The organism is Heyndrickxia ginsengihumi (genome assembly GCF_011008565.1).
In the GTDB taxonomy this organism is placed as follows: Bacteria; Bacillota; Bacilli; order Bacillales; family Bacillaceae_C; genus Weizmannia; species Weizmannia ginsengihumi.
Genome location: NZ_JAAIWK010000005.1, coordinates 47,059 through 73,072 on the forward strand (window position 1 = coordinate 47,059; position 26,014 = coordinate 73,072).

Consider the following 26,014-nt stretch of genomic DNA (forward strand, 5'->3'; position numbering starts at 1 on the left):
CATATATTAGTAGTGTCAAATGTTTAAAGTGAACAAAGGTGATGATATTGCAACCACAAGAGCGAAGAGGCTTGATATTAGAGAAATTGAAACAGCACGGGAAAATTGATATCGATGATTTAGTTACACAATTGCATGTTTCGGGAATGACCATACGCAGGGATTTAGCTCTACTAGAGGAAGAGGAAAAGATCATTCGAACTCATGGAGGGGCTATTCTCAAAAAACAAATAATTGTTGAGACCCCTTTCCGAGCAAAGGAAGGCAAGCATAGTGAGCAAAAAAAAAGAGATAGCTCAGGCTGCCATCGGTCTTTTACGAGATGATTCAACGATTATATTAGATTCTGGGACAACGACGTTAGAAATTGCAAAACTGTTAAGGAAGAAACAACATTTAACGATTATTACAAATGACATTAAAATTGCAGCTGAACTAGTAGATAGTGAACTAAAAGTAATTGTAGCTGGGGGAGAACTGCAAAACACTGTAGGTGCATTATTTGGTCCCGCAACAGAGCAACTGTTGAAAAATGTTCATGTAGATTTCTGTTTCTTAGGGGCGCATGCTGTTCATTTAGATGCTGGGCTCACAGTGCCAACGTTTGCGAAGGCTTCTATTAAAAAGTTAATGATAGAAGCTGCTGAAACTACGTGGTTAGTAGCTGATTCAAGTAAATTTCATCAAATATCTTTAGCAAAAGTGTGCGACCTTTCAGAGATTGATGGAGTGATTACGGATCATCAAATAACAAACGAATTGGAGAAGGAATTAAAAGAGCATTTAGAGATCATCAAGGTGGATGGGAGCGGAATTTGATGAAGATAGGGGTCATTTCTGATGATTTGACAGGGGCAAATGGAACAGGGGTATTACTGAAAAAGAAAGGTTTTAATGTGGCGACGATGGTGTATTATGATCAGCCCCCTCTAGCTGGCGGCTATAATGCTATTTGTGTAGATACAGACAGCAGATATGCCCAAAAAGATGTATCACAAATGAGGGTAAAAACAGTATTAGAGCATTTCATTCATTGGGGTGCAGACATTATTTGCAAACGGATTGACAGTACGGTTCGCGGCAATATTGGTGTGGAAATTGATACAGTATTGACACACTTGGGAGAAGAAACCATTGCGGTACTGGTGCCATCCTTCCCTGAATCAGGACGAATAACAACAGGAGGCTACTTATTAGTTGAAGGTGTTCCTGTACAGACAACAGATGTCGCAAAAGATCCAGTTACTCCCCTTACAAGATCATACGTACCTGCTATTGTACAAAGACAGACTAAATATGCCGTTGCTCACATTGGTCTTGAAACAGTTTTGGAAGGGGTGAAGGTAACAGAGCAAGCAATTAAAGAACATATAAACAATGGAAAACGGATTATTGTTTTAGACGCCGTGACAGATGAAGAGATTGAACAGATTGCAAATGCGATGACTTTGATGAAAGGCTATAGAATGATTCCCGTTGATCCTGGACCGTTGACGGCTGCATATGCTCAAGCTGTTATACGGCAATCTGCAGTAAAGAAAAAGATCATTGTCACTGTCGGCAGCGTGACGTCCATTACTGAAAAACAATTACAGTACCTTGTGAAAAAAATAAATGCAAGGCCCGTTATTGTCAATGCTGAAAAGCTCGCAAATATAACGAACATATGGGATCAGGAAGTGGAAAGGGCGGTAAAGGTTGCATTAAAAAAATTAGATCATCAGCACATTTTAGTGATTACAACGAATTCTGCTGAAAATGACTTAAATCTTAAAGCATTGGCAAATAAGCAAAATGTTAGTCAGGATTTTTTAGCAAAACGAATAGCAGACGGCTTAGGTAAAATCACTCGTCTTGTTATATTGCAAAGTTCACATGATATCGGCGGCTGTTTTTCAAGTGGAGGTGATGTGACAGCCTCATTATGCTCTGTTGGTATGGCAGAAGGTATTAGATTAGAAGATGAAGTGTTACCACTTGTAGCATATGGGCAATTCATTGGGGGTTACTTCGCTGGAATTCCGCTTATTACAAAAGGAGGGATGGTCGGAGATCGTCAGGCCATTTATAAATGCGTCAAATATTTATTAGATAAAAATACTCTCACTAGCGATCTATAAAACATAAAGGAGGAAAACTTATGAAAACGGATAGATCCATTATTGCAATTCCGATGGGAGATGCAGCAGGCATTGGACCGGAAATCACAATTAAAGCTTTGGAAAAAAAGGAGATTTACGATGTCTGTAAACCAGTGGTGATTGGTGATGCTGCTGTGCTGAAAAAAGCGATCGCAGTTGTAGGAACTAATTTAAAAATTCATGAAATTCATTCTCCAGCTGAAGGCAAGTATGAATTAGGTTTTGTCGATGTTATTAATTTAAATAATATTGACGTGGATCAGCTTCAATATGGTCAAGTTTCTGCTCAATGTGGTCGAGGTGCCTATGAATATATTCAAAAAGCTGTTGAATTTGCAATGAATGGCGAAGTGAAGGCACTTGCAACGACTCCGATCAACAAAGAATCTTTAAAGGCAGCAGGAGTTCCTTATATTGGTCATACTGAAATGCTTGAGGCATTATCAGGAGCTCATGATCCATTAACAATGTTTGAAGTCAATGGGCTAAGGATTTTTTTCTTAACTCGTCATCTTTCTTTAAAAGATGCTATTGCCACGATGAAAAAAGAGCGCGTGCATGATTATCTCATACGTTGTGATCAAGCATTACAGAGATTGGGGGTTAGAAATAGAAGATTGGCTGTTGCCGGATTAAATCCCCATAGTGGAGAAGGCGGGTTATTTGGCTGGGAGGAGGTAGAAGAAATTAAACCAGGTATTGAAGCAGCTGTGAAGGATGGAATCAGTGCAGTAGGGCCTGTTCCAGCTGACTCTGTCTTTTTTCAGGCTTTAAATGGGAAATATGATGCAGTTTTATCTCTCTATCATGACCAAGGGCATATTGCGGCTAAAATGACAGATTTCCATCGAACAATCTCGATTACGAATGGGCTGCCATTCTTAAGGACATCAGTTGATCACGGCACCGCTTTTGATATTGCAGGGAAAAATATTGCTGAAAGTACCAGTATGGAGGAATGCATTAAAGTGGCAGCTCAATATGCACCGAAGTTTCACTCATAAGAATGGAGTTTAATAGGAAGGATGGCCCTTCCTATTAAACTGTTTGTAAACGCTATTATTTTACATCGTGAGGGGGTTCTATGATGAATTCAGTTTCTGGAACACAAATGGTTATTGGGCTAGTAATAGCGGTTATTATATTAATTTTTCTAGTATTAAAAACAAAAATTCATGCATTTTTAGCCTTAATAATTGCTGCTTCTATTGCAGGAATTGTTGGGGGGATGGCTCCCGTAGACGTGGCGAATAAAATTTCAGCGGGATTTGGGAATACATTAGCGTCCGTTGGCATTATTGTTGGTTTAGGTGTAATGATGGGGAGAATATTGGAAGTATCAGGGGCAGCTGAAACTCTCGCTTATTCTCTTATAAAATCTGTTGGGAGGAAGAAAGAAGAATGGGCGATGGCGATCGCAGGATTTATCATTTCTATCCCTATTTTTGTTGATTCTGCTTTTGTGATTTTAAATCCTTTAGTTAAATCACTTTCCAAAAAAACAGGGAAATCCGTCGTTGCTATTGGAGTTGCTTTAGCATCGGGGCTTGTTATTACCCATTCGTTAGTACCGCCAACTCCGGGACCTTTAGGAGTAGCCGGTATTTTTAAGATTGATGTTGGTTCAATGATTGGCGCAGGTCTATTGTTCGGTATTCCGCTATTAATTGTTGGAGTATTGTATGCGAAATGGTTAGGAAACCGCATTTATCAAATTCCAGACAGTTCTGAACAAGGAATTGCTCGACCAGCTGAGAATATTGCATATCCTGATTTACTAGAAGTTATTGATGATAGAAAAAAAGAGCTTCCCTCATTAATTACATCCATTTTACCGATTGCAGTTCCAATCATTCTAATCATTTTAAATACGACTCTTACAGCTCTGAAAGCGACAAAGGGCGTTTATAACATTCTTATATTTTTAGGTACTCCGGTGATTGCTGTCAGTATTGGCTTGATTGTTGCTATTTACTTTCTTGCTGGACATATGAAGCGATCAGAAACACTTGAGCGTATGGAAGAAGGAATCCAATCAGCAGGGATTATACTCCTCGTTACAGGTGCAGGTGGGGCGCTTGGTGAAGTATTGCGTGCAAGCGGGGCAGGTGACTTTATTGCAGGGAAAATTACGGACTTGTCACTTCCGGCTATTTTGCTTCCTTTTTTTATTGCGACGATCGTTCGTCTAGTACAGGGAAGTGGCACAGTCGCGATGATCACGGCAGCATCCATTTCAGCCCCGATTTTAATGCCGTTACATGTGAACATGGTTCTAGCTGCTCAAGCAGCAGCAATGGGCGCTCTCGTATTCTCATATTTCAATGATAGTTTATTTTGGGTAGTAAACCGAATGCTAGGAATAAAAGAAGTAAAAGAACAAATGATGGTTTGGTCCATTCCGACGACTTTATTATGGTTTACAGCTTTAATTTGCCTTCTGGTTGCTAACTTATTTATTTAATGGATATAATATAGATGTTATTATAATAAAGTTTAGGAGGATTATTTTGAAACTAGGATTAATCGGTTTAGGAAAGATGGGCTACAATTTGGCATTAAATATGAAAGATAAAGGCCATGAAGTAGTTGCCAATGATGTATCTAAAGAAGCGTTAGAAAGAATTGCAAAAGAAGGTATAGAAGTCGCTGAAACGTATGAAGACTTGGTTGCTAAACTCCCTTCTCCAAAAGTAATTTGGTTGATGGTTCCTGCAGGTGACATTACTGAAAAAGTGTTAAATAGTATTTCAGGATACCTTTCTGAGAAGGATATTATAATAGATGGCGGAAATTCTAATTATAAAGAATCTATTCGCCGCGGAAAAGAATTAAAAGAAAAGGGCATTTATTTCTTAGATTGCGGTACGAGCGGTGGCATGGAAGGCGCACGTAACGGTGTTTGCACAATGATCGGCGGCGAGCAAGAAGCCTTTGCACATGTAGAACAGTTATTTAAGGATATTGCTGTTGAAAACGGTTATTTATATACTGGTAAACTTGGAAGCGGTCACTTTTTGAAAATGGTTCATAACGGCATAGAATACGGCATGATGCAAGCGATTGCGGAAGGCTTTGAAATCTTGGAAAAAAGTGATTTTGACTTTGACTATAAAGACGTATCTCGTCTTTGGAACAATGGTTCCGTTATTCGCTCTTGGTTAATGGAGCTTATGGAAGACGCCTTCTCAAAAGATGAGAAGCTTGATAATATTTTAGGCGTTATGCACTCATCTGGGGAAGGTAAATGGACTGTTGAAACAGCCCTTGATTTGCAAGCGGTCGCACCAGTGATCACCCTTTCTCAAATTATGAGATATCGTTCTTTAGAAAACGATACATTCTCTGGTAAAGTTGTCGCAGCACTACGCAATGAATTTGGTGGACACAGCGTCGTAGAGAAATAAAATGTGTAAAAAGCACTTATCCTTGGATAAGTGCTTTTTTATTGGTGCCTGACCCCTTTTGTGCGTTGAAGCACAAAAGGGGTCAGGCACATTTTTTGCACAAATCTATGTTGCTTTTTTGTTCTAAACAATCACGATAGATCAATATATAATAAATGGTGTAAAGGATTTCATGAACACAACATGTTGTGCAGTTTATTAAACTGAAGGGATCTCTATGTTAACAAAACGAAATAAACAAATGCTGAAAATGATTGCCCAAGCAAGTGGCTTCGTGACCATTCATGCTTTAATGGAAAAGTTTAATGTATCAAGAAGGACGATTTATTACGATATTGATGCCATTAATTCATGGCTAAAAGACCAATATTTACCTTATCTTGGATATGCCTACAATACTGGGTTTTATATGGATGATCAGACCCGTTCAGCAGTGAAACAGGTGCTAATGGATCATTTGGAAGTGAATGATATTTTTACGGCTGAAGATCGCAGATCCATGATCTTTTTAATGGTTTGTTTATCTGATAGATCGATTGGAACTTATGATTGTGTTAAATTACTAGAGGTGAGCAGAAATACAGTTTTGCAAGATGTCAAGCAATTGAAAAAGGAACTGCATGCCTATGAGATTAGTTTAGTCTATGACCGTAACCATGGATATCAGCTGCTGGGGAATGAACAGATCATCCGAAATATAATAAATATGCATATTTCACGCCTTCTGGCAGAGGGATTGGAAGAACATATTAAGCTAGTGTTCGATACCTGTTTATATAAAAGTCATGCTTCCATACATGGGGTGATTTTGGAGTGGCTTGAATACTGTGAACAACAGCTTCATATGCAATTTTCGGATGATATTGTCACGACTCTCAGTTATGTATTGCCTTGTTATATCAAAAGAATGTTAAATCATAATTTGATTGATATGGATCAGTTTGAAAAAAGCGATCTTTATAAAACGAAGAATTTTGCAGCGGCAAGTCATTTGGCAAATACATTATATGCTACTTTCGACATCACGCTCGATGATAATGAGAAATGTTATATTTCTACCATTTTGTTAGGGGCAAATGTTATATCGGTCAAAGGTGGACTGAGAGACGATCAGTGGATGAGTGATTTGATTGCCGAAATGATTGATCTTTTTCAAATCTATGCTTGTATTCTGTTTGATGATCGTGCAAAGCTTGAACATAATATTTATCTTCATTTAAAATCGGCTTTCTATAGACTGAAATTTAATATTCAAATGAGTAATCCATTATTAAATGCGATTAAAAAGCAATATCCAGATGTTTTTCAGTTAACAAAAAAAGCGCTGTCTCCTCTTGAAAAATTGGTCGGTACCTCGATATCAGAAGATGAAGTTGCATATTTTGCTGTTCACTTCGGAGGATGGATGAAACGACAGGGGGCAAGACCTGCTGACCGTAAAAAGGCACTGATTGTTTGTGCAAATGGCGTGGGGACATCGCAAATACTATATCATCAATTAGAACACTTGTTTTCTAATGTTGATTTAATTGGTCCAATCACATTAAGAGAGTACAACGAGTTCGACGGTGATGTTGATTTTGTTATTACAACGAGCACAATTCACCAGCATCGCCATCGAACAGTAGTTGTCAGTCCAATTCTAACTGATGCAGAAAAGGGGAAGCTTCTAGGTATAGCGTCAACTTCTGAATCTATCAGTATTAAAAGTGTGTTAGATATCGTAAAGAAACATGCTGTTATACAAGATGAGGCGAATTTGATTACAGAGTTAAAAAGTTTACTAGAACATTCAAAGCCACCTTTAAGGAAGGATAGAAAACCAATGTTAAATGAATTGCTAACGGAATCATTTATTCAAATAGAAGAGAAAGTGGGGGATTGGAAAGAGGCGATTCGTGTTGCTTCAAAGCCGTTACTACAACTTAATTACATTTCAAAAGAATATGTTGATTCTATGATAGAAACTGTAGAAGAGCTTGGACCCTATATTGTTATCGCCCCAAAAATTGCATTGCCACATGGCAGACCAGAGAAGGGTGTCAAAAAAGTTGGAATGAGTTTGTTAAAGCTCGAGACACCTGTTGCATTTTCAAATCAAAAAGAACATGAAGTGCAATTAATTATCGTATTAGCTGCAATCGATAATGGAACACATTTAAATGCGCTGGCACAGCTTTCGAATATGTTATCTATGCATGAAAACGTAGAAATACTCATTCATGCTAAACAAAAAAATGAAATTCTTGATCTGATTTCAAGATATTCTAAATAAATGGAGGATTTCGAGATGAAAAAAGTTTTAGTAGTATGTGGGAATGGGTTAGGAAGCAGTTTTATCGTTGAAATGAATGTTAAAAAGATTTTAGGAGAATTAGGGATTCAAGCAGACGTTTCACATACAGATTTAACAACGAGCAAAACGGAATTAGCGGATGTTTATTTAGGGTCAAAAGATATCGTTGATCAATTAGAAGACGGTAAACGATATATCATCGGCCTGCAAAATATTTTAGATCAAGCGGAAATTAAAGCGGCTTTACAACAGTACTTTAAGGAGGAATAAACCATGATTAATTTAATTATGAAAGATATATTAGGGACACCTGCCATTTTAGTAGGGATATTTGCCCTAATCGGATTAATTCTCCAAAAAAAGGGAACGGCCGATATTGTATCTGGTACATTGAAAACGATCATGGGATTTTTAATTCTAAACGCGGGAGCAACTATTATTACCGGTTCTCTTGATTCGTTTGGGAAAATGTTTAATGAGGCCTTTTCGATTCAAGGTGTGATTCCAAATAATGAGGCGATCGTAGCTGTTGCACAAAAAACATTTGGAACAGAGACAGCTTCTATTATGCTTTTTGGGATGATTGTAAATATATTGCTTGCTCGTTTTACTAGATTTAAGTATATCTTTCTAACTGGACATCACACTATGTTTATGGCATGTATGATTGCTGTTATTTTATCAACCGGTGGTATGTCAGGCGCACCTTTAGTTATTACGGGGGCCATTATTCTTGGATTATTAATGGTGCTTATGCCCGCGCTATTGCAGCCATATGTAAGAAAAATTACAGGAATGAATGATATCGCCATCGGCCATTTTGGTTCAATCGGATATTTTGTTTCTGGAACAATAGGTAAATTTGTTGGGAATCGTGAAAAAACGACAGAGGATATTAAAGTGCCAAAATCTCTAGGATTTTTACGGGATACATCTGTTTCTGTCTCTTTAACAATGACGATATTATTCATCATTGTTGCTATTTTCGCCGGGCCACAATATATTGAAACAAAACTAAGTGCAGGGCAAAACTTTATTGTCTTTTCACTTATTCAAGGTATTACATTTGCCGCTGGTGTTTATGTTGTATTATCTGGTGTCCGCATGATTTTGGCAGAAATTGTCCCAGCATTTAAAGGGATTGCGGATAAAGTTGTACCGAATGCAATTCCTGCTTTGGATTGTCCGACAGTATTCCCGTTTGGACCAAACGCGGTTGTCATAGGTTTTCTTTCAAGCTTCGTCGCTGGCGTTATTGCTATGTTCATTCTCCCAGCTGTAGGTTTAAAAGTGATTGTTCCGGGACTTGTTCCACACTTCTTTACAGGGGCTACTGCAGGTGTTTTTGGAAACGCTACCGGAGGCAGAAGAGGAGCGGTTCTCGGTTCATTTGCCAATGGTTTAATCATTAGTTTCTTGCCAGCATTGCTCCTTCCAGTTCTCGGTTCTTTAGGTTTCCAAGGAACAACTTTTGGTGATGCAGACTTTGGTGTCGTCGGAATCCTGTTAGGAAGAATCATGCAATTATTTCATTAATTTCATTGGGCTTTGTTCATCATCATAGAGACACATACAAGCCATATAATAGATAGGGTGGGTACTCACTCTATTTATTATATGGCTAAAATATTTTTCCCTTTCCGTCCTATGCTCACTCTCTAAATATGAAACCTTAAATAAAATATGTTAAGAAACATCACGAATAGTTTGAAAATTCATTATATAAGTTATATTTTAGTTAATAGCAAATGAAATCTTAAGAGACCGAATGGAGGAGAAGTGAATTGGATTTAGAAAATATTAGTTCTAAATCGTCATTCTACACTTAAAAATATAGGGATAGGATGAAATGCTTTCATTAAATAACCTTCTTATAAGTCTTATCACTTTTTGAGCTGCCGTGCCACTCATATTTGTTTACTTTTATTGCTATTGCCACATCAGCCTGCACAAATATTTCCGTTTCGGGGAAAAGGAGCTTTCATACAAGTCAAACAGAACTAGGAGGAGAAGAATATGTCGCTCGATATAAATAAAGAAAAGTTGATTAAAGAGGATAAGGAACATCTTTGGCATGCAGTGTCTAAATATCATAAAAATACTGTTCCAATGATTGCGAAAAGTGGTGAGGGAGGCTGGTTTACAGATATTGATGGCAATCGATATTTTGATGGTGTATCTGGATTGTGGTGTCTCAATTTAGGACATGGACGTCGTGAAATTGCTGAGGCGGCGTATGAACAGATGTTAAATTTATCTTATTTTCCATTAACTTTAAGCCACGAGCCAGCTATTAAATTATCGGCAAAAATAAGTGAACTATTGCAAGGATCCTATACAACTTTTTTCTCGAATAGTGGTTCGGAGGCGAATGAAACGGCCTTCAAAATAGCACGCCAATACCATGCCCAGAACGGAAATCCTGGTAAATATAAATTCATATCTAGATACCGCGCTTATCATGGATCGACAATGGGGGCAATGAGTGCAACGGCACAGGCAAATCGTAAAACGAAGTATGATCCAATGGCTCCAGGTTTTATCCATGTTCCGGCTCCATATCGTTATCGAAGCTCTTTTGGTGATGCATCTGATCCTGAACTTCTCGCTGCTAATTATATTGAGGAAGTGATAAATTGGGAAGGAGAAGAAACTGTAGCTGGTGTTATTTTAGAGCCGTTTATGTCAGGCGGAGGTGTCATTGTTCCTTCTCCGCAATACTTAACTCGTGTTGCTGAAATTTGTAAGGCGCATAATGTACTGTTGATTGTTGATGAAGTCGTTTCAGGCTTTGGACGAACAGGTAAAATGTTTGGGTTCATGCATTCAGCAGGCGTAGAGCCGGATATTATAACAATGGCCAAAGGTATTACAAGTGGATATCTCCCATTATCAGCAACATCTGTGAAATCTAGCATTTATAACACTTTTAAAGAAGAAGAAAATGACTCTCATTTCCGTCATATTTCCACTTTCGGCGGCCATCCGGCTTCATGTGCAGTTGCCCTTAAAACAATTGAAATTATTGAGAGAGAAAATATTGTCAAGCAAGTAGAACAAAATAGTCGCGACATCTTAAGTGAGCTTCACACATTAGAGCAATTAGAGCATGTCGGGGAAGTACGAGGAATTGGCTATCTATATGGTATTGAATTAGTTGAAGATAAACAATCAAAGAAACCGATTTCTGATGAAGCAATTGCCAATGTTATTGCAAAGTGCAAAGAAAAAGGACTGATCATTGGTAAAAATGGTGATACCGTTCCTGGATATAGTAATATATTAATTATGGCTCCACCACTATCATCTACGGAAGAAGATTTACATTTTCTTGTAGATACAGTAAAAAGGTGCCTGACCCCTTTGGTGCTTTAGCATCCAAAAGGGGTCAGGCACTTTTTTAGTTCTTCGTTTGGCAATGGGCGGCTAAAGAAATAGCCTTGGCCGATTGGACAGGAGAAATCGATAAGGAATTGCAGCTGTTCTTTTGATTCGATTCCTTCGGCGATGACATTTAAACCTAGATGGGATGCCATTGTGAGGATAGTTTTAACTATTACTCCGTCATCTTTGCAAATATCTTCTATAAAGGAGCGATCGATTTTGAGTGTGTCGACTGGAAAACGTCTTAAATTTGCGAGTGAAGAATAACCAGTTCCAAAATCATCAATGGATAACGAAAGACCTAAATATTTCAGTTCTGTCAATAGCGGAATGACGCTTTCTGGATCTTGCATCATACTTTCCGTAATTTCCAGCTCTAAATATTTTGGGTCTAAATTTACTTCTTGTAGTGTTTTTTTGATCGTATGAATAAACCCATCTGTTTCAAATAAAAATGGAGACAGATTAACCGCTGCATAGATTGGAGGCAGACCTTGTTCTTGCCAAGATTTTAATTGTTTGCAGGCCGTTTCTAGAACCCATTCGCTAATCGGGATGATCATTCCAGTTTCTTCTGCTAAAGGGATGAAATCTGATGGTGGAATCAGTCCTTTTGTTGGATGATTCCAACGAATGAGTGCCTCTACACCAATTATTTTATGCTGTACTAAATCAACAAGCGGCTGATAATAAAGGACAAACTCTTTATTTTCAATGGCTTGTCTTAAATCATTTTCTATTTTCATATTTTTAGATAACGTTTCATGTGTTTTATTACTAAAAAATTGGACAGAATTGCTTCCGATTTCTTTTGCTTGATACATGGCAATATCGGCCTGTTTCATGAGAGTCTCAATATCTGAACCGTTTTGAGGAGATATGCTAATGCCAATGCTTACAGTAAAGTAATAAATATCCTTATGCAGTGAAAATGGCTTTTGAAATATATCCTGTACTCTTCGAACAATGTCCTTTATTTCAGAGGAAGAGCAATTTTTTACTGCAATGACAAACTCGTCTCCGCCAAATCGATATACATCGCCAATCCCTTTTAAATGGCGCGATAATCTTTTAGCAATCAATTTTAGAAAATGCTGACCTGTTGAATGCCCTAAAGTATCAGTAATATTTTTAAAACGATCAATATCTAGGAACATGATGCCTAATTGCTTATCATGGTCTGTTTGATCTAACCACTTATTTAGTTCCTCGGTAAAACAGCGCCGATTTTTTAAGCCTGTTAGTTCATCGTGATATGCATTGTGTACAAGCTGTTCTTGTAACTTTTTCAAGACTGTTACATCTTGGCGAATAGAAATATATTGGTATGGTTTCCCTTTTTCATTTAAATAAGGAACAATGGTAGTATTTACCCAGTAATAAGAGCCATCCTTTGCTTTGTTTTTAATTTCCCCAGTCCAAATATGGCCGGTTCCGATCGTCTTCCACATGTTTTTAAAATAACCCTTCGGATGGAAACCTGAATTAAGAATTTCGTGGTCTTGACCAATCAATTCTTCCATACTGTATTTAGAAATCTCACAAAATTTTTGATTGGCATAAGTAATGATTCCTTTATTATCAGTAATGGCTACGATAGAGGCCTGATCCACTGCAAACATAATATCTAATAATTGCTTAATGCTAGCGGGTGATTTTGTAATCTTGGGCGTGTCTTTATATTGCTTTTCTTTATACTGATCATTTGAAGAAATCATGAGTACTTTCCTTTCCACATATAAATAGAGTTTTCGAGAAAAGTGCATAATATATAGTCCATTATACTTAATTCTATAAAATTAAGCAGTGATTTAATTCACGATTAATAATCTTAATTGTGAAATCATTAGGTCAATATTAGTGATATACTATTCTTAAAAAATGTAAGCAGTATTTTTATTCATACATAACGAATTAGGTGTGATTATCATGAAAGTAAAAGGACTGTTTGTTGCTCCTTATATAGCGATGGAGCATTTAGTGCAAGAGTGTCAAAAGGATGATACGGAATTAGATTTAACAATTAAAACGGGTAACCTTCAAGAAGGAATTAAATTTGCCAAGGAAGCTGAAGAAAAGGGCTACGATGTTATTATAAGCCGTGGCGGAACCGCAAGAATGATCGAAAAAGCAGTCAATATTCCAGTAGTGGACGTGAATATCTCAGGCTATGACATGCTTCGTGTATTGACACTCGCGAAAGACTTTCCTGGTAAAAAAGCTATTGTCGGTTTTTCAAACATTACCCAAGGGGCAAAGGCAATTACAGATTTGCTGGAGATTACATTTGATATGTTTACAATTAATGATAAAAATGAAATTGAGCCTTTAGTAAAGCGATTAAAAAGTGAAGGATTCCAGCTTATTATGGGTGATGTTATTACGATTAATGCAGTTTCCACAATTGGAATGAATGGTATTTTGATCCAATCTGGTAAAGAAGCAATTTATGAAGCGTTTCAAAAGGCGAAGTCAATTCATCAATTAGTGATAAAACATAAGGATGAACTTAAACTGCTAAGCTCAATATTAGGAGTAGCTGCAAAAGATATTATCGTTCTTTCTGAACACGGGGATATCGTTTATGAAAACTGGAAGGGGTTTTCAGAACGTCCAGTAACAGTTGAACAATTAACAAACATTATAAAGGCAATGGACAAAACGAATATCATTCAGTGTAATGATTGTTTAATAAAAATTGCCACTTCCAAGATTAAGATGAAAACGACTTCTTATATTGTATGTAAAGTATCAAAGATGAAAGAAAGTACATCAAAGTTACAATCGTTAAATATTAAAGTTTTACACTCTACTCAAATGTTAGTCACGGAAAGTGAGACGATGCGTACATGTCTTGCAATGATTCAACGGCATTTGTCGCATAACCATTTTATCTTAATAGGAGAGAATGGCACTGGTAAAGAATTAGTCGCCCAATATATACATTATAAGAAATTTCAGAGCAGGAAATTATATGCATCCATTCGTATCAATGACTTTATGAATATGAACATTGATGAATTAGATTCTGATGTAAAAACGATCTATATTCATTCAACTGATTGCTTACAAGAAGGCGTAATGGAATCTTTATCGCCAATGATTCAAAGCCTTAAGGATAAGGAAGTCACTGTTATTTTAGCTCTAACTCGAGAAAATCCATTGCTAGGAGAGCTAATCTATGATGATTCCATCGTTCGAATTAATCTTCCGACATTGTCTGAAAGAAAAGAAGATATACGTGAACTTGTGACATTATTTATGACGCATTACCATCAAACATTAGGAACATCTGCTGTGAAAATCAAAAATGAAGGATTATCTTTATTAATGCACTATAACTGGCCAGGGAATGTTGAAGAGCTAAAAATGTTTATTAAAGATATTGTGTTGATGGAGAAGGGATACATTATTGATGAACAATTAATTGAGACACAATTGCATCGAAAGGAATTAAAGCAAACTCAGCAAATGTCTACACTCTTGTCGGGAACATTAGAGGAAATTGAAAAAAGAATTATCGAGCTAGTTCTAGAAGAAGAACATTTTAATCAAACAAAAGTGGCAAAACGTTTAAATATCAATCGATCTACATTATGGCGCAAGCTGAAAAAATAATTCAGCTTGCATTTTTTCTGTTGTAATTGTTTAAAAATGCAACGAATAAAAATAAATGTGAAAATAATTTGTCTATATTGTTGCAAAATGATGAATTGTAGTTTAATATAATAATTGAAACCGGTTTCTATTGCTTGTTTATTGTTTAAAATTGAAACATAGGGGATGGATGAACATGAAAATTAAGGAAGCAATAGATAGAGTACCAGGGGGAATGATGTTAATCCCTTTACTTATAGGAGCGTTAATCAGGACATTTTTTCCAGGAATCTTTGATACTCCAGAATTTAAAAGTTCTTTTACAGGTGGTTTGTTAACTGGAACTTCAGCATTATTGGCTGCTTTTTATATTTGTTTAGGTTCAACGATACGATTTCAATCAACTGGCTATATCCTTAAAAAAGGGGTTAGTTTATGGATCGGAAAAATTGCAACCGCTTTTATTATTGCTTTGCTCATTAAACATATTTTTCCGGATCAAAATCACTTGTTTTTAGGTCTGTCTGCATTGGCAATTATAGCTGCTTTTTCTGATACGAATGGCGGTCTTTATATGGCATTAATGGGGCAGTTAGGAAAAAAGGCGGAGGATGTAGCCGCATATTCTATTATGTCGCTTGAATCAGGTCCATTTTTTACAATGCTAATTTTAGGAGTAGCCGGATTGGCAAGTTTCCCAGTTCTGGCTTTTGTTTTCGCGATTCTTCCTTTAGTTGTTGGGATGATTCTTGGAAATTTAGATGAAAAAATGCGCGAGTTTTTAAGCAAAGGTCAAGATGTTATCATTCCGCTTTTCTCATTATCGATTGGAGCAGGAATTAACTTAACAAATGTTGTAAAGGCTGGAATATCAGGGATTATATTAGGAATAGGTGTAGTAGTCATCACAGGTTTAGTTTTATTCATTATTGACCGTGTAACAGGGGGAGATGGTGTTGCGGGAGTCGCTGCTTCATCAACAGCTGGAAACGCAGCAGCAGTACCAGTGGCAGTCGCTGCAATTTATAGCGGATATAGTCAAATCGCTGCAACTGCGACTCTTCAAGTAACAGCAGCTGTTATCGTTACGGCAATTTTAACACCATTGCTTACGACTTGGTTTGCAAAAAGAGCTGAAAAAAGAAATGTAAGCCATGTCAGTTTAAGTGAAAATCATGATATGAAGTAAAGGGGCAAGGATTATGCAGCGTTTTTATATCATTGCAGATGATCTTACGGGGGCGAACGATTCAGGCGTACAGCTATCAAAGATGGGCATCGCATCTACTGTACTTCTAGATTGTAATGATGATCGTACATTACAAAGTATACAGGATGTCGCAATTATTGATACTGACAGTCGTGCACTCAGTGAGGAATATGCATTTAAAAATGTTTATCTATCAAGCTTTAAGTGTTATGAGCAAGGGTTTACTCAAGTTTATAAGAAAATAGATTCCACATTAAGGGGGAATATTGCAGCTGAGTTATCTGCCATTGCACTAGTCCACAAGCCGGAAATTGTCGTCGTCGCACCTGCATATCCAAAAATGGACCGTTTAACAATTAACGGTCATCAATATGTTCACGGTCATCTCGTTTCGGAATCAGAGTTTGGAAAAGATCCAAAGACCCCTGTGACAAACAGTTATATTCCAGCAATATTAGGCAAGCTTGTAAAGGATCCAATTATTTTATTGAATCACGATTTATTACAAGGCTCAACAGAGGAGATTAAGAATTTCATTAGCACTCAAAGTCAACAAGGATCTACTTGGTTCGTCTGTGATGCAAAAACTGATGCGGATTTAAAGAAAATCGCAACGGCTTTTGGAAAAGTAAACAAAAAAACGATTTGGGCGGGTTCTGCTGGATTAATTGAATATTTACCTGATGTACTGGATTTAGAGAAGAAAGCGACCAATCAGGAAAAAGATATTTTAGTTAACAAAACATTAACAGTATCTGGAAGTATGTCAAGTACTACGAAACAACAAATTGAATACATTAAGCATCTGGCAGATTCTTATTTAATAGAACTCGACCCAGTAGATTTAATAGATCGAACTTATTGTATAAAAGAGATTGTAAATGAGATCAAAAGGATGCAATTTAAAAAGCACTTTGTTCTATTTGTGGATCCATCAGCTAAGAATAGGAAAGCCACAAAAGAAATTGGTTTTAGGCGCTCTCTCAATAAAAAAGAAATTGGTGCTATTATTTCAACAGAACTTGGGAAAATTGCCAAGGAAATCGTGTCAGCTTTTCATGATATTAATGGTTTAATTTTGACTGGCGGAGATACGGCGAAGGCTGTATGCAATCAGTTGAATATGTTCCAAATCGCTTTATATTCAGAGATTGAACCTGGATTGCCGTTAGGAAAGCTTAGTAATGCAGTGCAGAATGTATGGGCAATCACAAAGGCGGGAGGATTTGGGAATAAGTATTCGTTAGTGAATGCATTAAAATATATGGTAGGAGATGTAAAAGAATATGGATATTAATAAACCAATAGTTGGCATAACAATGGGAGATGGAGCAGGGGTGGGTCCTGAAATCATCATGAAAAGCCTTCGAAATCAAGAAGTTTATGATATTTGTCGCCCAATTGTGATTGGCGACAGCAGTATTTTAAATCGCGCCCAACAATTTATTCATAGTGATTTAAAAGTAGAAACTATTACAGAAGATCAATTAGGTGAATTATCTTATTCGTATGGAACGGTGTATTGTTTAGATCTACATTTACTAAATGAAGATCTCCCAGTCGGGAAAGTGTCCGCTGAAGCTGGGCACGCTGCTTTCGAATATTTAGCGAAGGCAATTGATTTAGCAAAAAAACAACAAATTGATGCAATATGTACTGCCCCACTTAATAAAGAGGCGCTTCATAAAGGTGGTCATCAATATCCGGGACATACTGAAATTTTAGCAGACTTAACGAATACGAAAGATTTCTCAATGATGCTTTCTGCTCCAAATTTAAAGGTTATACATGTAACAACACATGTAGGAATTATAGATGCTGTCAAAATGATTAATCCTGAAAGAGTTTATCATGTTATTAAACTGGCACATGACACTCTTACAAAATCAGGTATCGAACATCCGAGAATTGCGGTTTGTGGAATTAATCCTCATGCAGGTGAAAACGGCCTATTTGGCTACGGTGAGGAAGAAGAAAAAATTATTCCAGGAATTGAAAAGGCAAAAGCAGAAGGCATTCATGCAGTTGGTCCACTTCCAGCTGATACTTTATTTTTCCGCACTGTACGAGGGGACTTTGACATCGTTGTTGCCATGTACCACGATCAAGGTCACGGACCTGTGAAAGTACTTGGCTTGGATGCAGGCGTCAATATTACAGTAGGTCTACCAATTATAAGAACAAGCGTCGACCATGGAACGGCTTTTGATATTGCCGGTAAAGGCATTGTAGAAGAGAAAAGTATGATGGAAGCTATTCGACAAGCCGTAGAACTGGCCCCAAAAAACTAAAAAAAGGTGCCTGACCCCTTTAGTTCACTAAAGGGGTCAGGCACCTTTTTATGGTGTTACGACTATTCTATTGACTTCACCGTTTGTTAAGCGGTCAAATCCTTCATTAATTTTTTCTAAAGGAATGACATCACTTAACAGTTTATCTACTGGCAGACGACCTTGTTTGTATAATTCTATAAACCTAGGAATATCGCGTGATGGAACACAACTTCCTAAATAAGATCCCTTTAGTACTTTTTCATCTGCAGTTAAAGTAACTTGTGGAAAGGAAAACTCGTGATCTGGATGTGGGAGACCTGTCGTTGTTGTTGTTCCGCCTCGGCGCGTAATATGATAAGCGACTTTCATAGCTGGAACGGCACCAGCTGTTTCAAAAGCAAACTCAACTCCGCCGTCAGTCACCTTTTTAATTTGGTCAATAACATCTTCATCTCGAGAATTAAAGACGTGGGTGGCTCCTAATGTTTTTGCAAAGGCTAATTTACTTGGATTGATATCAACCGCGATTACTTCTCTAGCACCAGCGGCAATAGCCCCAAGCAATGCACTTAAACCGACACCGCCAAGCCCAACAACGGCGACAGAGTTTCCCATTTTTACTTTCGCTGTGTTAACGACGGCGCCCACACCTGTCATAACGGCGCAACCAAATAACGCCGCTTTTTCAAAAGGAATAGATGGATCAATTTTTACTAATGAATTCCTTGAAGTTACGACATAGCTTGAAAAAGCACTAACCCCTAAATGATGATTAATATAATGGTTGCCATCATGTAGTCGTTTCGCCCCGCTTAATAATGTACCGTTACTATTTGTCTTTGCCCCTTCTTCACATAGTGCAGGTCTTCCTTCCTGGCACGGAGCACAGTGACCGCATGTAGCGACAAAGATACATACAACATGATCCCCAACTTGTAAATCATGAACATCTTCACCTGTTTCAACGACAACACCGGCAGCCTCATGTCCTAACGCCATTGGCAATGGACGGGGACGACTGCCATTAATAACCGATAGATCAGAATGACATAGTCCTGCTGCCTTGATTTCAATTAATACTTCTCCACGTCCTGGAGCGTCTAGTTCCAGTTCTCTAATCACAATCGGCTTACTTTCCTCATAAGGGGATTGAGCTCCCATTTTCTCAAGTACTGCGGACGTTACTTTCATGTTTTTATCCTCCTCGGCAAAAATAGCTATTTTACTTGTGATTACATGGCAAAAAAATTATTCGTAATAGCCTTCAGTTGATTTAATAAATTGTTTAAACTGTTCTGCATCATGGCCAAACCAAACTTGTGAGTCTGTTTCTTTTGCAATTTTTTTAATTTTTTCAACTGCTTTTACATACCCAAGTGAGTCGTAAATAATTCCTGGAATTTTAATTGGCGGTCCATAGTTTTCAGCTGAATAGACAGCATCCGAGGCTAAAATAATGCCTCCTGTATCAGGCATGTCAATTTGCAGGCCAATCAGTCCCCATGCGTGTCCGCTTCCAAAATTTAAAATTTTGATGCCATCAACAAGTTCGATATAGTCTTCATTGCGCCCAATTGTCTGCCATTGTAAATGGTTTTTTATCCAAGCGTCGATATCTGCCCAAATATAGGCACCGCCTTTATCGTAATTTGCATAAGAACGGAGGGTTCCATTTAATTCATCCTCATGAACAATGATTTTTGCGTTCGTAAACATTTCTAAACAGCCCGCATGATCTAAGTGCAAATGGGAAGCGATGACAAACTTAATATCTTCAGGACGAACATTTAACTGTTCGAGACGGTTATGCAAGTAACATTCTTCATTCGCTTGCCATGGAAAGGTTTTTTGGGTCATTTCCTCCCATCTGCCTTTTTCGCCCATCGAATTTGGGTTACATGCAGTATCGAACAGAATTTTTCCTTCGGGGTGATCAATTAGTACTGTATAAATCGGAAATTCTACAAAAGTGGCAGGCATATTTGGTTGATCAATCGTTGCAGGATTATGCATTGCAACCATATAATTCTTATCCATTCTCATTCTTCCATTATCTAATACGAAAAGTTTTGGACGCGGTTTAATGATATTTGCCATTTTCATTCCCCCATTAGTTTGTTTAAAATTCATACGTGAAAAATGCAAGAATTATGCCAACCTAAAAAACACGTGCTGACTAGATAAAATATTTCGTATGGTGAAAATATTCTTCACATTGTGTTAAGATAAATACAGAAAGCGGTTACAATATTCTTTTTGGAAAGAAAATATTCACCATTCAAAAGAGGGGGAATTGGCCATTTATCAAAATATCGCAAAGATAAGTACGAGATTAGAGACAATACTTGAGTTTGTTTCTGATGGCGTCTATATTGTTGATCATTCTGGCATTACACTTTTTGTTAATAAGGCTTATGAACAGTTGTCTGGTTTTAGCCGCAATGATTTATTAGGTCGATATATGGGTGATTTAATAGAGGAAGGATATATTAATCAATCAGTCTCGTTATTAGTTTTAAGGGAGAAAGAACCTGTATCAATTATGCAAACATTGCGGGGAGAGAAAGACGTCATAGTGACAGGGAGACCGATCTTTGATCAGAATGAAAATATTGAAATGGTTGTTACGAGTGTCAGAGATATTACAAAATTGAACAAGCTGAAGGATCATTTAGAACGTGCTGAAAATATTTCAAATTTAAATCACCATCGTTTTACATACCGCCAACAAGGAGATGAACAAGCACAGTTTCTTTATAAAAGTGAACAAATGAAAAAAATTATTCAACAAGTGGAACAAGTAGCACCATTTCCGACAAGTGTACTAATTACAGGACCTTCTGGGGTAGGGAAAGAGGAAATTGCGAATTTGATTCATTATATGAGCAATCGTCAAAAGAAGCCGTTTATTAAAGTGAACTGTGCGGCAATACCTGAAGCATTATTGGAATCAGAGCTTTTTGGCTATGAAGAAGGGGCATTTACTGGCTCGAAAAAGAAAGGGAAAATGGGGCTGCTTGAGTTAGCGGATGGCGGAACATTTATGTTAGATGAAATCGGTGACATGCCGATGTCATTGCAAGTAAAACTGTTACGGGTCGTTCAAGATAAAATGATTCAAAGAATTGGCAGTACACAATCAAAAAAAATAGACGTCAGAATTATTTCAGCAACTAATCAAGATTTAGAAAAAAGAATGGAGAAGGGAGCATTTAGAGAAGATTTATTTTACCGTCTAGCGGTTGTACAAATCGAAGTACCGCCTCTTAATGAGAGGCTGGACGATGTAGAAATATTAATTGATTACTTTTTCAATAGTTTTAAGCAGCAATATCGGATGGAGAAGGAGCTTTTGCTCGAAACAAAGAAAGTGTTACAAGGCTATCACTGGCCAGGTAATATTCGCGAATTAAAAAATGTGGTGGAAAGTATTATCGTTTCCATCCCAGACAAAATCATTACACCAGAGCACTTACCGCGCCATATTTTCCAAACTTCATATAAAAGTATTCCGAAAACATTAAAGGATCAAGTTGAGAACTATGAAAAGATGCTAGTAGAAGAAGCAATTAAAAGAAAGCAATCAATCAGACAGGCAGCAAAAGAACTCGGTATTCATCACACAACATTGGTTAAAAAATTAAAAAGATGGAATGGTGCCTGACCCCTTTTAGGCTTTAATGCCCAAAAGGGGTCAGGCACCATATTATTATTTTATGTAAATTTAAATTTTGTTATAAGTTCTAACAAACATCTCTTGAAAACTATGAAGAGATCCTTTGTTGAAACACATTAAAAGGGGGGAATAGTGTGGAGGAAGTAATCGGAAGCCGGTTGGATTCTTTAGCAATTGGAAGTGGGCACAAAAAGGCTACGATCCTAATTGGAGTTGGCCTGTTTTTTGAAATGTATGAACTTTTTTTATCGGGTGTATTATCAAGTGTACTAGGTGAGAAGTTTCATATCAGTGAAGGGATCATGCCGCTTTTATTAGGCTCAAGCTTTTTAGGGATGTTTGTTGGAGCGATTTTCCTCAGTAGAGTTGCGGATCGATATGGGAGGAAAAAGGCCTTTTTATTTAATTTTGCTATTTATAGTTTTTTTACATTATTGATCGCTTTCAGTCCAAATGTTGAATGCATTATTTTATTTCGATTTTTAGCAGGGTTAGGTTTAGGGGCACAGCCCGCCCTTTGTGATACGTATCTATCTGAAATTATCCCAACGGATAAACGTGGAAAATATATTGCGTGGGCATATACTTTATCTTTCCTTGCTGTTCCAATTGAGGGATTTATTGCAAGAGCGCTAGTTCCGTTATCACCTTTAGGTTTTGAAGGTTGGAGATGGGTGTTTCTTATTGGAGCAGTTGGGGCAATTGTTGTATTTTTCCAAATGAAAAACTTACCGGAATCACCAAGATGGCTGGCATCCGTTGGAAGATTTAAGGAAGCAGAAAGTATTCTAGCAAAGTTAGATACAAGCTCACAAGTCAGTGTAGCTTTAGAATCTTCAGCAAAGGATTTTATGAAAACGGTCCAAGTTGCCAAACCATATTCATATGCCGTCGTCTTTCAAAGAAAATTTGTAAAACGCACAGTTATGCTTTACATTCTTCAAATCTTTCAAACGGTTGGATATTTCGGTTTTGGGACGCTGGCACCGTTAGTTTTAGCGGCAAAGGGTTATACGATTACGCATTCACTTGAGTTTGTTGCTCTTTCTTTCATTGGATATCCATTGGGTTCTTTGTTTTCTGTACCATTAATTGAGAGAATTGATCGTAAATGGCTTGTTTGTCTTTCAGCTTTCTGTATGGGGCTGTTTGGAATATTATTTGGCATTGGCAATTCTTCTACGACCATTATTCTATATGGGTTCCTTTACACACTGTTTAGCAATGTATTTTCGAATTCATTTCACGTCTTGCAAGCAGAAATATTCCCGACGGATATTCGGGCTTCTGCTACTGGAATAGCTTATAGCTTAAGTAGAATTATGAGCGGTTTAATGCCATTTATGTTGCTCCCTGTTTTGCAACAATATGGAGCAACAACCGTGTTTGTCATCGTTGCCACAGCAATGATCATTGTTATATTAGACATTGCGATACTGGCACCAAAAACAACCGGCCGCTCGCTGGAAACACTTCAATAAAAGGTGCCTGACCTCTTTTGAGCATTAAAGCACAAAAGGGGTCAGGCACCTTTTAATTGACGGAAGATTTATAATTTAGTACCATAAAGACATGGTAATCATAAATGAAATATTAAATCATATATGTGATTTAAGGGGGTTTGTAGGTTGGCAGTTAAGTCAGCGAAGCGTGTGCTTGAAGTATTTGAATTATTGGCTCAACATTCGAGAGGTTTAACGATTAAGGAGATTAGTGAAGATCTTTCGATGCCGCAGAGCAGTACATCGAATTTGATCAAGACATTATTGGAAGAGGGTTACTTAATTCAAGATGTGCTTAAAAAGTATCGTTTAGGGCCAAAGCTAATCCAAATTGGTGCGAACGCAAGGGAATCGCTCGATATCCATGCTCAAGGTCTCCCATATTTAAAGAAACTAATGGAGGATGTAGAAGAAACTGTTTTTTTAGCGGTACTGTCAGGTGATGAAATTGTTTATATTGCTAAGATGGACAGTAATCGATCGATTCGTACGAGTGCACAGCCAGGTTTTCGCCGCCCATTATATTGCACGGGGCTAGGAAAAGCATTTCTTACTTTTTTAGATGAGGAAGAAAGAAATCGTATTTTAGATCATACAGAGTTTAAAGCGTTGACTGAGCATACCATTACAGATCGAAACATGATGGAGAAAAAAATCCTCGAATATCAACGTTTAGGTTATGCGATCGATGATGAGGAAAGTGAGGAAGGATTATATTGTTTAGCAGCGCCGGTTTTCGGAGTAGAACGGACGATACAGGCTGCCATTAGTGTTGCAGGTCCTAAAGAAAGGATGTTGGCGAGAAAAGAATTGATTGTACCAAAGCTGCTAAGCACAGCGCAGCATATCTCAGACAGTATGGGATATATACATGCGTAATAACATCATTTACGAGTAGGAGGGTGGTCATGGATGTCATTGGTCTTGGGGAAACAATGATATTGTTTACTCCAGAAACGAAAGGTTTAATGAGATATGCAAAGTACTTTTCGATGAAGATTGCAGGTGCGGAAACGAATACCCTTATCGGATTATCACGATTAGGACATCAAACAGGTTGGATTAGCAGAGTGGGGAAGGATGAGTTTGGATCATCGATGCTTTCCTCTATCCGTGGTGAAAGCATCGATGTAAGTCAAGTAAAAATGGATCCCGCCGCCTCTACAGGTATATTTTTTAAAGAGATTGTGAATGAAAAAGCTGTTCGTGTGAATTATTATCGTAAAAACTCAGCCGCAAGCCGACTCAATCATTTAGATATTAAGGAAGATTATATTGCAAGTGCTAAATATTTATATATTACTGGGATCACTCCGGCATTGAGCGATTCATGTCTTGAAGCAATATTTCAAGCTATTACATATGCAAAAAAACATCATGTTCAAGTCGTATTTGATCCGAATATCAGAAAAAAACTTTGGAGTGAGGAACAGGCACGAGAGGTTATTGTAAAAATTGCTCAGCAATCAGATATTATTTTTCCGGGAGTCAGTGAAGGGCGGTTTTTATTTCAAGTTGAAGATTATCGCGAAATTGCACAACGTTTCCTAGAATTAGGCGCTCGTTTAGTCGTCGTGAAGCTTGGAGCAGGTGGTGCTTTTTATTCAATGAGTAATGAAAGCGATACCGTTCCTGCTTTTAAAATTGATAGAGTAGTAGATCCTGTTGGAGCCGGGGATGGATTTGCGGCTGGTGTTTTATCTGGTTTATTAGATGGTCTTTCAGTAAAGGAAGCTATTTCCCGGGGATGTGCTGTTGGCGCAATCGTTACAACGGTAGATGGAGATATTGAAGGATTACCAGATAGAGAGTTGTTAGAAAATTTTATCCATTCTAATCAAGAAGATGTTAATCGTTAATATTAGGGGGAATAAAGATGGATACATTTAAAACGATAGTAGATTCAAAAATCATTGCCATTATTAGAGGTGCCGAACCAGCGGATGTATTGCCGATTGCCAAAGCACTGTATGAAGGTGGGATTCGTGCTGTTGAAATTGCTTTGAATTCAAAGAAAGCGTTGTCATCTATAGAGGAAGTTGCATCAGAAATGGGCGATGACATGAAAGTTGGAGCAGGGACTGCATTAGATCCAGAATCAGCACGTGCTGCCCTTATAGCGGGCGCCAGTTTCGTTTTAGCGCCGTCACTTAATCCAGAAACGATTAAAATAACAAAGCGTTACGGTGCGGTTAGTATCCCAGGGGCGTTTACACCGACTGAAATTTTACAGGCTTATGAATTAGGAGCAGACTTAGTCAAAGTTTTCCCGGCATCAACGTTGGGACCGGGGTATGTGAAAGATCTTCATGGACCGCTTGCACAAATTCCTCTGCTGCCAACAGGGGGAATCGATTTAAGCAATGTAGGAGCCTACATTAAGGCTGGAGCAGCTGGAGTTGGTGTAGCAAGTTCACTTGTGAATACAAAGCAACCAGTTACTGAAGATTACTTAGAGCAGTTAACGGCTAAAGCAAAGCAATTTGTCTTTGAAGTAAAACAATCTATTTAAAATATGATGGAGATGA

22 protein-coding genes are annotated in these 26,014 nt (G+C 37.7%); 19 read left to right on the top strand and 3 right to left on the bottom strand.

Translation table 11 applies throughout. From position 1 onward, the window contains the following. Nucleotides 1-41 precede the first annotated feature (41 nt). The 10 genes from G4D61_RS18450 to G4D61_RS05075 all read left to right on the top strand — a co-directional run bounded on the left by G4D61_RS18450 (nucleotide 42) and on the right by G4D61_RS05075 (nucleotide 11,219). Complete coding sequence (locus G4D61_RS18450) at nucleotides 42-326, top strand: DeoR family transcriptional regulator (protein WP_367613760.1); 285 nt, start codon at nucleotides 42-44, stop codon at nucleotides 324-326. After that, a complete protein-coding gene (locus G4D61_RS05035) occupies nucleotides 274-819 on the top strand; it encodes a DeoR/GlpR family DNA-binding transcription regulator (protein WP_367613761.1) in 546 nt (181 codons plus the stop codon). The genes G4D61_RS18450 and G4D61_RS05035 overlap by 53 nt, the downstream gene beginning before the upstream one ends. Further along, nucleotides 819-2,120, top strand: coding sequence for a four-carbon acid sugar kinase family protein (locus tag G4D61_RS05040; RefSeq protein ID WP_163173361.1), 1,302 nt, complete (start codon nucleotides 819-821; stop codon nucleotides 2,118-2,120). The genes G4D61_RS05035 and G4D61_RS05040 overlap by 1 nt, the downstream gene beginning before the upstream one ends. A gap of 20 nt (nucleotides 2,121-2,140) precedes the next feature. Then, nucleotides 2,141-3,145 carry a 4-hydroxythreonine-4-phosphate dehydrogenase PdxA gene (gene pdxA / locus G4D61_RS05045; RefSeq protein ID WP_025727262.1) on the top strand — a complete coding sequence of 335 codons (1,005 nt, stop codon included), beginning with the start codon at nucleotides 2,141-2,143 and terminating at the stop codon, nucleotides 3,143-3,145. Between the two features lie 83 nt (nucleotides 3,146-3,228). Next, nucleotides 3,229-4,605 (top strand): GntP family permease, encoded by a 1,377-nt coding sequence (locus G4D61_RS05050; protein WP_163173363.1) that lies wholly within the window; start codon nucleotides 3,229-3,231, stop codon nucleotides 4,603-4,605. Nucleotides 4,606-4,651: 46 nt separating this feature from the next. Then, a complete protein-coding gene (gene gnd / locus G4D61_RS05055; protein ID WP_163173364.1) occupies nucleotides 4,652-5,548 on the top strand; it encodes a phosphogluconate dehydrogenase (NAD(+)-dependent, decarboxylating) in 897 nt (298 codons plus the stop codon). Nucleotides 5,549-5,765: 217 nt separating this feature from the next. After that, complete coding sequence (locus G4D61_RS05060) at nucleotides 5,766-7,823, top strand: BglG family transcription antiterminator (RefSeq protein WP_025727265.1); 2,058 nt, start codon at nucleotides 5,766-5,768, stop codon at nucleotides 7,821-7,823. Nucleotides 7,824-7,838: 15 nt separating this feature from the next. Then, on the top strand, nucleotides 7,839-8,114 hold the full coding sequence (locus G4D61_RS05065) for a PTS sugar transporter subunit IIB (protein WP_025727266.1): 276 nt from the start codon (nucleotides 7,839-7,841) through the stop codon (nucleotides 8,112-8,114). A 3-nt stretch (nucleotides 8,115-8,117) separates the two neighbouring features. Next, nucleotides 8,118-9,380 carry a PTS ascorbate transporter subunit IIC gene (ulaA, locus tag G4D61_RS05070; RefSeq protein ID WP_163173365.1) on the top strand — a complete coding sequence of 421 codons (1,263 nt, stop codon included), beginning with the start codon at nucleotides 8,118-8,120 and terminating at the stop codon, nucleotides 9,378-9,380. Between the two features lie 480 nt (nucleotides 9,381-9,860). Next, nucleotides 9,861-11,219: an aminotransferase gene (locus G4D61_RS05075; protein ID WP_025727268.1), complete on the top strand. Its 1,359-nt coding sequence runs from the start codon at nucleotides 9,861-9,863 to the stop codon at nucleotides 11,217-11,219. Here G4D61_RS05075 and G4D61_RS05080 read toward each other — a convergent pair. Then, the gene (locus G4D61_RS05080; protein WP_025727269.1) at nucleotides 11,216-12,946 is read right to left on the bottom strand and encodes a GGDEF domain-containing phosphodiesterase; all 1,731 of its coding nucleotides are present in this window, start codon (nucleotides 12,944-12,946) and stop codon (nucleotides 11,216-11,218) included. The genes G4D61_RS05075 and G4D61_RS05080 overlap by 4 nt on opposite strands. A gap of 211 nt (nucleotides 12,947-13,157) precedes the next feature. Here G4D61_RS05080 and G4D61_RS05085 point away from each other — a divergent pair, with 211 nt between their 5' ends. The 4 genes from G4D61_RS05085 to pdxA (G4D61_RS05100) all read left to right on the top strand — a co-directional run bounded on the left by G4D61_RS05085 (nucleotide 13,158) and on the right by pdxA (G4D61_RS05100) (nucleotide 18,326). Continuing rightward, complete coding sequence (locus G4D61_RS05085) at nucleotides 13,158-14,846, top strand: sigma-54-dependent Fis family transcriptional regulator (protein WP_025727270.1); 1,689 nt, start codon at nucleotides 13,158-13,160, stop codon at nucleotides 14,844-14,846. A gap of 175 nt (nucleotides 14,847-15,021) precedes the next feature. Continuing rightward, complete coding sequence (locus G4D61_RS05090; protein ID WP_163173367.1) at nucleotides 15,022-16,014, top strand: 2-keto-3-deoxygluconate permease; 993 nt, start codon at nucleotides 15,022-15,024, stop codon at nucleotides 16,012-16,014. A gap of 13 nt (nucleotides 16,015-16,027) precedes the next feature. Next, entirely contained in the window at nucleotides 16,028-17,332 is a 1,305-nt protein-coding gene (locus G4D61_RS05095; protein WP_051476236.1) for a four-carbon acid sugar kinase family protein, read from the top strand. After that, nucleotides 17,322-18,326 carry a 4-hydroxythreonine-4-phosphate dehydrogenase PdxA gene (pdxA, locus tag G4D61_RS05100; protein WP_025727273.1) on the top strand — a complete coding sequence of 335 codons (1,005 nt, stop codon included), beginning with the start codon at nucleotides 17,322-17,324 and terminating at the stop codon, nucleotides 18,324-18,326. Before G4D61_RS05095 ends, pdxA (G4D61_RS05100) begins: the two co-directional genes overlap by 11 nt. Before the next feature lie 48 nt (nucleotides 18,327-18,374). Here pdxA (G4D61_RS05100) and G4D61_RS05105 read toward each other — a convergent pair whose 3' ends face one another. Continuing rightward, nucleotides 18,375-19,499, bottom strand: coding sequence for a zinc-dependent alcohol dehydrogenase family protein (locus G4D61_RS05105; protein WP_025727274.1), 1,125 nt, complete (start codon nucleotides 19,497-19,499; stop codon nucleotides 18,375-18,377). Nucleotides 19,500-19,556: 57 nt separating this feature from the next. Next, nucleotides 19,557-20,405, bottom strand: coding sequence for an AhlS family quorum-quenching N-acyl homoserine lactonase (ahlS, locus tag G4D61_RS05110; protein ID WP_025727275.1), 849 nt, complete (start codon nucleotides 20,403-20,405; stop codon nucleotides 19,557-19,559). 196 nt (nucleotides 20,406-20,601) lie between these two features. Between ahlS and G4D61_RS05115 the strand changes: the two genes are divergently transcribed. The 5 genes from G4D61_RS05115 to G4D61_RS05135 all read left to right on the top strand — a co-directional run bounded on the left by G4D61_RS05115 (nucleotide 20,602) and on the right by G4D61_RS05135 (nucleotide 25,998). Then, the gene (locus G4D61_RS05115) at nucleotides 20,602-21,972 is read left to right on the top strand and encodes a sigma-54 interaction domain-containing protein (RefSeq protein WP_035354717.1); all 1,371 of its coding nucleotides are present in this window, start codon (nucleotides 20,602-20,604) and stop codon (nucleotides 21,970-21,972) included. A gap of 146 nt (nucleotides 21,973-22,118) precedes the next feature. Continuing rightward, nucleotides 22,119-23,465, top strand: a complete 1,347-nt coding sequence (locus tag G4D61_RS05120; protein ID WP_163173368.1) for an MFS transporter — start codon at nucleotides 22,119-22,121, stop codon at nucleotides 23,463-23,465. A 147-nt stretch (nucleotides 23,466-23,612) separates the two neighbouring features. Beyond that, nucleotides 23,613-24,365, top strand: a complete 753-nt coding sequence (locus G4D61_RS05125; RefSeq protein ID WP_025727277.1) for an IclR family transcriptional regulator — start codon at nucleotides 23,613-23,615, stop codon at nucleotides 24,363-24,365. Between the two features lie 29 nt (nucleotides 24,366-24,394). Further along, nucleotides 24,395-25,345: a sugar kinase gene (locus G4D61_RS05130; protein WP_163173370.1), complete on the top strand. Its 951-nt coding sequence runs from the start codon at nucleotides 24,395-24,397 to the stop codon at nucleotides 25,343-25,345. Nucleotides 25,346-25,362: 17 nt separating this feature from the next. After that, nucleotides 25,363-25,998 carry a bifunctional 4-hydroxy-2-oxoglutarate aldolase/2-dehydro-3-deoxy-phosphogluconate aldolase gene (locus G4D61_RS05135; protein WP_025727279.1) on the top strand — a complete coding sequence of 212 codons (636 nt, stop codon included), beginning with the start codon at nucleotides 25,363-25,365 and terminating at the stop codon, nucleotides 25,996-25,998. Nucleotides 25,999-26,014: the final 16 nt, after the last annotated feature.